Raw genomic sequence first — 10,419 nt, 5'->3', positions numbered from 1 at the left:
GTTCCCCCCGGGCCCTCCGCCTCCCCGGTGAGGGCCCCGCTCCTCGGTGCCGCCGCCCACCGCGCCACCCCGCACGGCGCGTCCGCCGTCGCGTACGGCAGGAGCAGTTCACCGGCCTCGGTCCACAGCCCGGAACCCGCCAACCACCCCTCGGGCCCCGGCAGATGCTGGACCTGCCGTGCGGCCGGCCGCCACACACCCACCCAGCCGCCCATCGGGCCGTCGATCCGCAGTGCCACCCCGCAGCACTCCGGCGTCAGCACCTGCCCGGGCTGGATCGCGAACGGCGTCACCGTGCAGTCCGGCACCCGCAGGCACTCCGGGAACCGCACCGGCAACGTGCTGCCCAGCACCCCCCAGCCCAGCCGCGCGTACCCCGGAGAGGGCGCGTCCGAGGAGATCAGCAGCAGCCCGCTGTCCGGGTCGGCCAGCAGCAGCCGGTCATCGCTGCCGTCGGCGATTTGCAGCAGGGGCGACACCTGCCCGGCGCGCCCCAGATCGACCACGACCGCTTTGGTCCGCCCGCCGGCCTCCCGGTCCAGGGCCAGCATCCGCCCGGTCCGGTCCAGCCACACCCCGCCCGAGCAGCGCCCCGGGATCTCCGCGAGGTGCTCCGGGCCGAAGGCACCGCCCGCCACCAGCCACACGGCACTGGAGTGCGGGCCCACGGCGAGGGCGTACGCCTTCTCACCGCCCGGCGCCGGCGGCAGCAGCCGTAGGATCGTTTCCTCCCCCGGGCACTCGACCGCGCCCAGTGGCAGCTCGCCGGTCGTCGGGCCGGTCGGGTAGAGCAGCGAGAAGTTGTGCCGCCCGGCCGCGAACCGCCTGATCAGCACCCGTCCGTCGCCCATCGGCTGCACCTCGGTGCCAGGCTCCTCGGGCTGGTTGCCCGGCAGCGGCACCGCGTAGGGCTCCGGCCCGTCCAGCGTCCAACGCTCCGGGAACCAGGAGCCGCCGTCCTGCGCAAGACGGGCTGCGTAGGAGCCGTCGACGGTGATCACACACTCGGTCCGCGGCGTCTTCCTGTTCTCGTTCCCGTTCTCGGCGATCGCGTACTCCGTCCGCGGGGTCTGCCCGTCCTCGTTGTCGTCGTTCGCCGCCGCGGGTTCGATGGCACAGGCCGTCATCGTCCGGTCACCTCCGGCCACGAAGGTAGTTTTCGCACGCACAGGCGTGGGACGGCCGCGCTTCCCCTTCACACAAAGGGGTGGCCCAGGAACGATTCGCCTGAGGAAACCGAGGCGACTGTGCTCGCCGGGGCACGGGTTCCCGTCGACCGGCGGCACAGGTTCAGCAGGACAGACCAGGCAGGTAGCCTTTCCCCGTGCCCCGTCTGTCTGAAGTCATCGCCGCGCTGGAGAACCTGTGGCCCGCCGAGCGGGCCGAGTCCTGGGACGCGGTCGGCACCGTCGTGGGCGAACCCGACCAGGAGGTCACGCGGGTCCTCTTCGCCGTCGACCCGGTCCAGGAGATCGTCGACGAGGCGGTGAAGCTGGGCGCGGACCTGCTGGTCACCCACCACCCCCTCTATCTGCGCGGTACGACGACCGTGGCGGCCTCGCACTTCAAGGGCCGGGTCGTCCACACCCTCATCAAGAACGACATCGCGCTGCACGTCGCCCACACCAACGCGGACAGCGCCGACCCCGGCGTCTCGGACGCGCTCGCGGGCGCGCTCGACCTCCGGGTCGTAGGGCCGCTGGTGCCGGACCCGACGGACACCTCGGGGCGCCGGGGGCTGGGGCGCGTGTGCGAGGTCGACCCCCCGATGACCGTCCGCGAGCTCGCCGCGCGGGCCGCCGAGCGCCTGCCCGCCACCGCGCAGGGCATCCGCGTGGCCGGCGACCCCGAGGCCACGGTCCGCACGATCGCCGTCAGCGGCGGCTCCGGCGACAGCCTCTTCGACCAGGTCCGCGCTGCCGGCGTCGATGCCTTCCTCACCGCGGACCTACGCCACCACCCCGTATCCGAGGCGCGTGCCCACAGTCCTCTCGCGCTGCTCGACGCGGCGCACTGGGCCACCGAGTGGCCCTGGTGCGAGCTGGCCGCCGCCCAGCTCGACGAGATCTCCGACCGCCACGGCTGGGACCTGCGCGTGCACGTCTCCAGGACGGTCACCGACCCCTGGACCAGCCACTCCCCTTCACCTGGAGCCCCCAACTGAACGCCGCGCCCGCCGACCAGATCCGACTTCTCGACGTCCAGGACCTCGACGTCCGCCTCCAGCAGCTCGCCCACAAGCGCAGGTCGCTGCCCGAGCACGCCGAGATCGAGTCGCTCACCAAGGACGCCACCCAGCTGCGCGACCTCCTCGTGGCCGCCCAGACCGAGGAGAGCGACACCGCCCGCGAGCAGACCAAGGCCGAGCAGGACGTGGACCAGGTGCGCCAGCGCGCCGCCCGCGACCAGCAGCGCCTGGACTCCGGAGCCGCGACCTCGCCCAAGGACCTGGAGAACCTCCAGCGCGAGATCACCTCCCTCGCCAAGCGCCAGGGCGACCTCGAGGACATCGTCCTGGAGGTCATGGAGCGTCTGGAGTCCGCGCAGGAGCGGGTCGCCGAGCTGACCGAGCGGGTCGCCTCCGTCCAGTCGAAGATCGAGGACGCCACCGCCCGCCGGGACGCCGCCCTCGAGTCGCTGGACGGCGAGATCGCCTCGGTGACCAAGGAGCGCGAGGTCATCTCCGCCACCGTCCCCGCCGACCTGCTCAAGCTCTACGACAAGCTCCGCGCGCAGCAGGGCGGCATCGGCGCGGCCAAGCTGTACCAGCGCACCTGCCAGGGCTGCCGCCAGGAGCTGGCCATCACCGACATCAACGAGATCCGGGCGGCCGCGCCCGACACCGTGGTCCGCTGCGAGAACTGCCGCCGCATCCTGGTGCGCACGTCCGAGTCCGGCCTGTAAGGAGCAGTGGACGTGCGGGAGTTCATCGTCGAGGCCGACGGAGGCTCGCGGGGCAACCCCGGCCCCGCCGGCTACGGCTGCGTGGTGCTGGATGCGGCGACGGGGGAGACGCTGGTCGAGACCTACGAGTACCTCGGCGTCGTCACGAACAACGTCGCCGAGTACCGGGGTCTGCTGGCCGGCCTGCGTGCCGCGCACGACCTGGACCCGTCCGCCTCCGTGCACGTCCGCATGGACTCCAAGCTCGTCGTCGAGCAGATGTCGGGGCGCTGGAAGATCAAGCACCCGGACCTGAAGCCGCTCGCCCTGGAGGCGGGGCGGGTGTTCCCGCCGGGGCGGGTGACGTACGAGTGGATCCCCCGCGAGCAGAACAAGCGGGCGGATCGGCTGGCGAACGAGGCGATGGACTCGGGGGGCTCCGCGAGTTCCGTCCGGCAGCCGGCTCCTGCTGCTGAAGCTGATGCTGTCGCTGATGCCAAGGCCGAGGCCGATGTGCGGGCCGCCAAGGCGGTGGCCGCCCCCGGCTGGGCGCCGGCCGACATGGGTGCTCCGGCCACCTTCGTGCTGCTGCGCCACGGTGAGACCCCGTTGACCCCCCAGAAGCGGTTCTCGGGAAGCGGCGGTACCGATCCCGCCCTCTCCGAGATCGGCAGGGAACAGGCCGAGAGGGCCGCCGAAGCCCTGGCCGGCCGGGGCACGATCCAGCACATCCTCGCCTCGCCGCTCACCCGTACCCGGCAGACCGCCGCCGCCGTGGCGGAGCGCCTGGGCATCGAGGTCACCGTCGAGGACGGCCTGATCGAGACCGACTTCGGCGCCTGGGAGGGCCTGACCTTCGCCGAGGTGCGCGAGCGCTACCCGGACGACCTGAACACCTGGCTGTCCGACCCGGAGGCCGAACCCACCGGCGGCGGCGAGAGCTTCGCGGCCACGGCGACCCGGATCGCGGCGACCAGGGACAAGCTCGTCGCGGCGTACGCGGGCCGCACGGTCCTGCTCGTCACCCACGTCACCCCGATCAAGACGTTCGTACGTCTCGCCCTCGGCGCCCCGCCCGAGTCCCTGTTCCGCATGGAACTCTCGGCGGCCTCCCTGTCGGCGGTCGCGTACTACGCCGACGGCAACGCGAGCGTGCGGCTCCTCAACGACACGTCACACCTGCGCCCGTAGCGTTTTCAGCCCGGCGGCCTCGCGGGCCAGCGCCTCCACCCGCCCCCAGTCCCGCGCGGCGATCGCATCCGCCGGAAGCATCCAAGTCCCGCCCACACAGCCGACGTTGGGCAGGGAAAGGTAGTCGGGCGCGTTGGCGGAACCTATGCCCCCCGTCGGACAGAACCGCGCCTGCGGCAACGGCCCGGCGAGCGATTTCAGATACGCCGTACCTCCGGCGGCCTCGGCCGGGAAGAACTTCATCTCCGTGACGCCGCGCTCCAGCAGCGCCACGACCTCCGAGGTGGTCGACACCCCGGGCAGGAACGGCACCCCGGACCCGCGCATCGCCTCCAGGAGTACGTCCGTCCAGCCCGGGCTGACGAGAAAGCGCGCACCGGCGGCCACCGAGTCCTTCACCTGCTGCGGCGTGATGACGGTCCCCGCACCCACCACCGCGTCCGGCACCTCCTCCGCGATCGCCCGGATCGCGTCCAACGCGGCCGGCGTTCGCAGCGTCACCTCGATCGCGGGCAGCCCGCCGGCGACCAGCGCGCGGGCGAGCGGTACGGCGTCGGACGCGTCCTCAATGACGACGACCGGCACGACGGGGGCAAGGTCCAGGAGCGAGGGGGCCATGGCGTCATCCTGCCCCCGGTGTGCAGCATGCGCAAAGGGTGTTGCACATGTTGCAATCTAATGTCTGGGGGCAGTCTTGGGGGCGCTCAGTGAACCTCGTCCACCAGCACATCCAGCGTCCAGGCCGCCCCCGCCTTTGCGGGCGCCTCGGCCTCCACCTCGTACCCCAGCCCCCGCAGCGCCTCCACCAGCTCGGCGGGGTCCGTGGGCGCGATCCCCGCCGACAGCAGACTGCGCACCATCCGCCCCTTGGTCGCCTTGTTGAAGTGGCTGACGACCTTCCGCGTCGGCGCGTGCAGCACCCGCACGGTCGCCGTCCGCCCCGCGACCTCACCCTTGGGCTTCCACGCGGCCGCGTAGGCGGAGGACCGCAGATCGAGCACGAGCCCGTCCCCCGCGGCCTCGGTGAGCACGGAGGCCATAGGCGCACGCCAGTGCGCGCCCAGCGCTCCGAGCCCCGGCAGCTTCACCCCCATCGAGCAGCGGTACGACGGAATCCGGTCCGTCACCCGGACCGCTCCCCACAGCCCCGAGAACACGAGCAGCGAACGCGCGGCACGCTTCTTCGCAGCCGCGTCCAGGGAGGCCAGGTCGAGGGCGTCGTAGAGCACGCCTGTGTAGATCTGCCCGGCCGGCCGGGCCCCCGCCGTCCTGAGCTCGGTGTTCTTCGCGATCTCGCCGCGCAGTCCCTCGCTCAGCCCGAGCACCTCGCGGGCCTTCTCCTCGTCCCCGGCGCACAGCTCGACGAGTTCCTCGAGGATCGCCGCACGGGCCTCGGTGAGCCCCGGCAACGACAGCGTCTCCAGCTTCAGCGGGGCGCCACGACCGGAGGACGCCTTGCCTTCGGAGGGAGGCAGCAGGACAAGCACGGGATCGATCTCCTTCGGTTGAGCTCCGAGACAGCGTACGGCGTGCCCCTAGGTGGTCCCGGTCCTACGCTCGCTGTATGCCCCGTCGCCGCATACGCGTGACCGACGCCCTCTTCAGGAGCGCCTTCACGGCCCTGCGCACCGAACTCGGCGTGCCGTCGGATTTCCCGCCCGAGGTGACGGCCGAGGCGGAACGGCCGCCTCTCCTGAAGGCGTACGACGACGCCACCGACATCCCCCTCTTCACCATCGACCCACCCGGCTCCACCGACCTCGACCAGGCGATGCACCTGTCCCGGCGGGGCACCGGCTACCGCGTCCGGTACGCCATCGCCGACGTCGCCGCCTTCGTCGTACCCGGATCGGCGCTGGACGCGGAGACCCACCGGCGCGTGCTGACCCTGTACTTCCCGGACACGCGCATTTCGTTGCATCCGCCGGTACTGAGCGAGGGCGCCGCGAGCCTCCTCCCGGACCAGGTCCGCCCGGCCGCCCTCTGGACGATCGACCTCGACGCGGACGGCCGTACGACCGCCGCCGACGTCCGCCGCGCCCTCGTCCGCAGCCGGGCCAGGCTCGACTACGAGGGCGTGCAGAAGGGGATCGACTCGGGCGCCGCCGAGGAGCCACTTTTCTTGCTCAAGGAGGTCGGTGAGCTCCGGGAACGGCTGGAGGTGGAGCGCGGCGGTATCTCGCTGAACGTGCCGGAGCAGGAGATAGTCCAGGTTGACGGCACGTACGAACTGACGTACCGCGCCGGGGTTCCCGTCGACGGTTGGAACGCCCAGATCTCCCTGCTGACCGGCATGGCGGCGGCCGACCTGATGCTCGCGTACGGCACGGGCGTCCTCCGCACCCTGCCCGCCGCCCCGGACGGCGCGGTGGGACGGCTGCGCCGTACCGCCCACGCCCTGCACATCGACTGGCCGCACCATGTGTCGTACGCGGCGCTGGTGCGTTCCCTGGACCCGCGGATCCCCCACCACGCGGCCTTCCTCCAGGAGTGCACGACCCTGCTGCGCGGCGCCGGCTACACGGTCTTCCGGGACGGGGTGCTGCCGGCCATCACCACGCATGCGGCCGTGGCGTCCCCCTACGCCCACTGCACGGCCCCGCTGAGGCGGTTGGCCGACCGGTACGCCTCGGAGATCTGCCTGGCGGCGGTGGCGGGGTCGGCCGTACCGGACTGGGTGCTCGCGGCCTTCGAGGCGCTGCCTCGCGAGATGGCCGCGGGCGGTCGACTCGCCGCGACGGCCGAACGGGAGTGCGTCGACATCGTCGAGGCGGCGCTGCTGAAGGACCGGGTGGGAGAGGTGTTCGACGGCTGCGTGGTGGACGTGGAGGAACGCCGACCGGCCGTCGGGACCGTGCAGTTGGAGACACCGGCGGTGATCGGACGGGTGGAGGGGGCGGGGCTTGAGCTGGGGGAGCGGTTGAGGGTTCGGCTGACGGAGGCGGATCCGGTGAGTGGGGGAGGGGCGAGGGTGCGGTTCGCGCCTGCGTGACCGCGTGCGCTGGAGCACCCCTTGACGGCTAACGCCGTTAGCCATACTGTTCTGGCTAACGACGTTAGCCGAGCTTGTCGGAGGGGATCATGAGCACTGTCGCCACAGCCACAGTCCACGCCCAGGGTGTGGGTCGGGGTGGTCGCGTCTTCACTGTCGTCCGCCGTACGGCCTGGCTCGCGGGGGCGCTGTTCTGGTCCGCGTTCTCGGTCCTGGAGGCCGTCAACCACGGCTGGCTCGCGGGCACCCTCGCCCTCACCTTCTTCGTCGTCCCGGACCTGACCTTCCTGGTCGCCCTCGACGAGGCGCCCGGGATGGCGAAGGGCCAGTTGCCGCCGCGGGCGGTGCCGTACTACAACGCGATGCACCGGGCTCTGGTCCCGCTGGCGCTGATGGCTCTGTACACGGTCGGCCCGGTCACCGCGCCGGCGCTCTTCGCGGCCCTGTGCGGCTGGCTCGCCCACATCTCGTACGATCGCGCCTTCGGTTACGGACTGCGGACGAAGGAGGGCTTCCAGCGTGGCTGACCGTGAAGCTGGGAGGACGGCCGCTGTCGCCGACGGTGAACGGGGGAGGACGACCGCCGACCGTGAACCGGGGAAGGGGGCCGCTGCCGCCGACCGTCTCACCCCCCGCGCCCGTGAGATCGTGACGGCCGCGCGCGCGTTGCTGGAGGAGTCCGGCCCCACCGCCCTCACCCTGCGGGCCCTCGCCGACCGCCTAGGCATCAAGGCGCCCTCCCTCTACAAGCACTTCCCGGACAAGCAGGCCGTGGAGGTCGAACTGATCGCGCAGATGCTGGAGGAGTCGGCGGAGGCGCTGGAGTCGGCCGAAGAACGATCCCCCGGCTCCCTGCAGGCCCTGGCCGAGGCCTACCGGACGTACGCCCTGGCCCACCCCCACCTCTACTGCCTCAGCACCGAACGCCCCCTCCCGCGCCCCGCCCTCCCCGCGGGCCTGGAGGACCGCGCCGCGATGCCGCTGATGCGGGCCTGCGACGGCGACCTGAACCTGGCCCGCTCGGTCTGGGCCTTTGCCCACGGCATGGTGATCCTGGAGATCCACGGCAGGTTTCCGGACGACGCGGACCTGAACGCGGCATGGAAGAGGGGCCTGAAGTCGTTGCACCCTTAGCGGTGCACGGGGGTGGTGGACGGGGGTACGGGAATGAGCGCACGGGAACAGGCTCTGTGGACCAGGGCACGGCTGGGCCGCTGCGGCCCCCCGCTGGACCTCCTGACCGCCCGCTTCGACCGCCACGTCTACGCCTCACACACGCACGAGCAGTTCAGCATCGGCATCTGCGTCGGCGGCTCCGAGGTCATCGACTACCGGGGCGACCACCTCCGCCCGGGCCCGGGCTCGATCGTCGTACTGGCCCCAGGCGAAATGCACACAGGCCGTCCCGCAGCCTCCGTCGGCGGCTACGCCTACCGCGCCCTGTACCCCGACCCTGCCCTCCTCACCGAAGGCACCCTCGGCGGCGGCCTCCCGTACTTCCGCGAACCCCTCCTCGACGACCCCGAACTCGCCACCGCCCTCAGTCGCGCCCACGCCGAACTGAGCGCCTGCCCCGACCCGTTGGAGGCGGAGTCCCGCCTCCCGTGGCTGCTGACGGCCCTCGCCCGCCGCCACTCCACGGCCCGCGCGACGAACGACACGGTGCCGGGCGCCGCACACATCGCCCACGCGGTACGGGACCGCCTGGCCGACGACCTCCTGGAGCCCCCCTCCCTCGCCGAACTCGCCACCGCTTTGGGCCTGTCCCGCTACCAACTCCTCCGAGCCTTCCGTACGACGATGGGGATCCCCCCGTACGCCTGGCTGGCGCAGCACCGGGTACACCGGGCCCGCGGACTACTGGAATCCGGACTCAAGCCGGCCGAGGTCGCGGGCCTGGTGGGCTTCGCCGACCAGGCGCACCTGACCCGCTGGTTCCGGCGGGTCCTCGGGGTCACCCCGGCGGCGTACCGCAACAGCGTTCAAGACGGCCGCCGCTGACGTGGCGAACATGGCCGCATGACTGCACGCGGCTGGTTCCTGTTCTCCCTGATGGGAGTGGTCTGGGGCATTCCATACCTGCTGATCAAGGTGGCGGTGGATGCCCCGCTGTCCCCGTCGATGGTGGTGTTCACGCGCTGCGCGCTGGGTGCGGCCTTGCTCCTGCCCTTCGCGATACGGCAGGGCGGCCTGCCCGCCACCGTTCGCACCCACTGGCGCCCGATGCTGGCCTTCGCGTGCATCGAGATCATCGGCCCCTGGTGGACCTTGACCGACGCGGAACGCCACCTGTCCAGCTCGACAGCAGGCCTGCTGATCGCGGGCGTCCCGATCGTAGGAGTGGCCCTGGCCCGCTTCTTCGGCGAAACGGAGAGGCTGGGAGTGCGGCGCGTCGCCGGGCTCGGCCTGGGCCTGGCCGGCGTAGGAGTCCTCACGGTCCCGCACCTGACAGGCGGCGACGCCCGCTCCCTGGCCGAGGTGCTGATAACGGTGATCGGCTACGCGACGGCCCCGTTGATCGCCGCGCGCTACCTCAAGGCTGTCCCGACCCTCCAGCTCATCGCCCCCTGCCTGGCCCTCGCGGCCCTGGTCTACGCCCCGGCGGCGGCAATGACCTGGCCGTCGGCGATGCCCTCCCCCTCGGTCCTGATCGCGCTGGCCACCCTGGGCGTGGTCTGCACCGCGGTCGCCTTCGTGGCCTTCCTGGAGCTGATCAAGGAGGCCGGCCCGACCAGGGCAACCGTCTTCACGTACGTCAACCCGGCGGTAGCGGTGGCAGCGGGCGCGATCTTCCTGTCCGAGCCACTGACGGCGACCATCCTGGCGGCCTTCACCCTGATCCTTGCGGGCTCGGTACTGGCGACCGCCTCGGGTCAGGGGGCCGCCACCCGCCCGGTAACATGGTCGACACGGCAGACGAGCCGGGCGGACGGCCGCGTGAAGTCCCCTCTTGGAGGGCTTCCCGAGGAACGTCCGGGCTCCACAGGGCAGGGTGATGGCTAACGGCCACCCGGGGTGACCCGCGGGAAAGTGCCACAGAAAACAAACCGCCGGGGACTTCGGTCCTCGGTAAGGGTGAAACGGCGGTGTAAGAGACCACCAGTGCCCAGGGCGACCTGAGCAGCTAGGTAAACCCCACCCGGAGCAAGGTCAAAAGGAGCGCGGTAACACGCACTCTGCGGGGACGTTCGAGGGCTGCCCGCCCGAGTCCCCGGGTAGACCGCACGAGACCGGCGGCAACGCCGGTCCTAGATGGATGGCCGTCGCTGAGGGATTCGCGAGAACCCCTCAGAACAGAACCCGGCGTACAGCCCGACTCGTCTGCCGCCACCTGCGGCTTTGCCTGGTAAAGG

Annotated in this window: 10 protein-coding genes, 1 other RNA gene and 1 pseudogene; 9 read left to right on the top strand and 3 right to left on the bottom strand. The window is 71.9% G+C overall.

The features are described 5' to 3' along the window. Window positions 1-1,127: hypothetical protein (locus RNB18_RS12955; protein WP_311714248.1), on the bottom strand; the 1,127-nt coding region annotated here is incomplete at its 3' end. A gap of 197 nt (window positions 1,128-1,324) precedes the next feature. Here RNB18_RS12955 and RNB18_RS12950 point away from each other — a divergent pair. Genes RNB18_RS12950 through RNB18_RS12940 form a run of 3 tightly spaced genes read left to right on the top strand, consistent with a single transcriptional unit; the run spans window position 1,325 to window position 4,074 of the window. Continuing rightward, window positions 1,325-2,164, top strand: coding sequence for a Nif3-like dinuclear metal center hexameric protein (locus tag RNB18_RS12950; protein ID WP_311714247.1), 840 nt, complete (start codon window positions 1,325-1,327; stop codon window positions 2,162-2,164). Beyond that, window positions 2,161-2,904 carry a zinc ribbon domain-containing protein gene (locus RNB18_RS12945; protein ID WP_311714265.1) on the top strand — a complete coding sequence of 248 codons (744 nt, stop codon included), beginning with the start codon at window positions 2,161-2,163 and terminating at the stop codon, window positions 2,902-2,904. Before RNB18_RS12950 ends, RNB18_RS12945 begins: the two co-directional genes overlap by 4 nt. 12 nt (window positions 2,905-2,916) lie before the next feature. Then, the gene (locus RNB18_RS12940; protein ID WP_311714246.1) at window positions 2,917-4,074 is read left to right on the top strand and encodes a bifunctional RNase H/acid phosphatase; all 1,158 of its coding nucleotides are present in this window, start codon (window positions 2,917-2,919) and stop codon (window positions 4,072-4,074) included. Here the strand turns inward: RNB18_RS12940 and RNB18_RS12935 are convergent. Both RNB18_RS12935 and yaaA read right to left on the bottom strand, forming a co-directional pair. After that, a complete protein-coding gene (locus RNB18_RS12935; protein ID WP_311714245.1) occupies window positions 4,057-4,692 on the bottom strand; it encodes a bifunctional 4-hydroxy-2-oxoglutarate aldolase/2-dehydro-3-deoxy-phosphogluconate aldolase in 636 nt (211 codons plus the stop codon). The two genes, RNB18_RS12940 and RNB18_RS12935, sit on opposite strands and share 18 nt — an antisense overlap. Before the next feature lie 86 nt (window positions 4,693-4,778). Continuing rightward, window positions 4,779-5,561 (bottom strand): peroxide stress protein YaaA, encoded by a 783-nt coding sequence (gene yaaA / locus RNB18_RS12930; RefSeq protein ID WP_311714244.1) that lies wholly within the window; start codon window positions 5,559-5,561, stop codon window positions 4,779-4,781. A 77-nt stretch (window positions 5,562-5,638) separates the two neighbouring features. Between yaaA and RNB18_RS12925 the strand changes: the two genes are divergently transcribed. The 6 genes and pseudogenes from RNB18_RS12925 (at window position 5,639) to rnpB (ending at window position 10,390) form a co-directional block, all read left to right on the top strand. Beyond that, on the top strand, window positions 5,639-7,066 hold the full coding sequence (locus RNB18_RS12925; protein WP_311714243.1) for an RNB domain-containing ribonuclease: 1,428 nt from the start codon (window positions 5,639-5,641) through the stop codon (window positions 7,064-7,066). An 89-nt stretch (window positions 7,067-7,155) separates the two neighbouring features. Beyond that, complete coding sequence (locus tag RNB18_RS12920; protein WP_311714242.1) at window positions 7,156-7,593, top strand: DUF4260 family protein; 438 nt, start codon at window positions 7,156-7,158, stop codon at window positions 7,591-7,593. 118 nt (window positions 7,594-7,711) lie between these two features. After that, entirely contained in the window at window positions 7,712-8,200 is a 489-nt protein-coding gene (locus RNB18_RS12915; RefSeq protein WP_311714264.1) for a TetR/AcrR family transcriptional regulator, read from the top strand. 33 nt (window positions 8,201-8,233) lie between these two features. Then, window positions 8,234-9,067, top strand: a complete 834-nt coding sequence (locus RNB18_RS12910; protein ID WP_311714241.1) for an AraC family transcriptional regulator — start codon at window positions 8,234-8,236, stop codon at window positions 9,065-9,067. Between the two features lie 18 nt (window positions 9,068-9,085). Beyond that, window positions 9,086-9,868, top strand: a pseudogene (locus tag RNB18_RS53665) (DMT family transporter); the annotation flags it as partial. 115 nt (window positions 9,869-9,983) lie between these two features. After that, window positions 9,984-10,390, top strand: an RNA gene (gene rnpB / locus RNB18_RS12900) — RNase P RNA component class A. Window positions 10,391-10,419 lie beyond the last annotated feature (29 nt).

Source organism: Streptomyces doebereineriae (assembly GCF_031845645.1).
Classification (GTDB): domain Bacteria; phylum Actinomycetota; class Actinomycetes; order Streptomycetales; family Streptomycetaceae; genus Streptomyces; species Streptomyces canus.
The sequence above is the reverse complement of the archived record's forward strand: the minus strand, read 5'-3'. Positions and strand labels throughout refer to the sequence as shown.

What these genes read in the sequence shown, in the direction of transcription:
- RNB18_RS12935 (WP_311714245.1), bottom strand. Translation starts at nt 4,692, where the DNA reads ATGGCCCCCTCGCTCCTGGACCTTGCCCCCGTCGTGCCGGTCGTCGTC.
- RNB18_RS12925 (WP_311714243.1), top strand. Translation starts at nt 5,639, where the DNA reads ATGCCCCGTCGCCGCATACGCGTGACCGACGCCCTCTTCAGGAGCGCC.
- RNB18_RS12920 (WP_311714242.1), top strand. Translation starts at nt 7,156, where the DNA reads ATGAGCACTGTCGCCACAGCCACAGTCCACGCCCAGGGTGTGGGTCGG.
- RNB18_RS12910 (WP_311714241.1), top strand. Translation starts at nt 8,234, where the DNA reads ATGAGCGCACGGGAACAGGCTCTGTGGACCAGGGCACGGCTGGGCCGC.